The sequence below is a fragment of the Salinimicrobium oceani genome (assembly GCF_012037645.1).
The window spans coordinates 1-300 of sequence record NZ_JAAVJR010001503.1 but is presented as its reverse complement, the minus strand read 5'-3'; the positions used below and the strand labels follow the sequence as shown (position 1 = coordinate 300).

The 300-nt window shown below is 43.0% G+C and carries 1 pseudogene; it reads right to left on the bottom strand.

The window, feature by feature from the left end:
- Positions 1-300, bottom strand: a pseudogene (locus HC175_RS22840) (type IV secretory system conjugative DNA transfer family protein); the annotation flags it as partial.

The window sequence follows — 300 nt, the reverse complement described above, 5'->3', positions numbered from 1 at the left end:
GCATTGGCCAGGGTACTCTTTACCCCTGCTGTCTGCCTTTCGGAATCTTTGCCGCTAATAAACGCATCTGCCATCGCTCTGGAGGTGGTATTGGTCTCTAAAAACTTTATGAGACTATCGGTATCCAGAAACTGATAAATGGCTATTAGATGTGGTAAGGTACAGAAATGCGGATAAGATGTTTTCAGTTTCCAGATCAATCCACCAATCAATCCTTCCGCAGCATCGTTAAAAAAATTTAGAGGATCCTGTAATTCCCGATTCCCGCTGTTCCAGAAGATTTTCAATAAGTACCCTCGA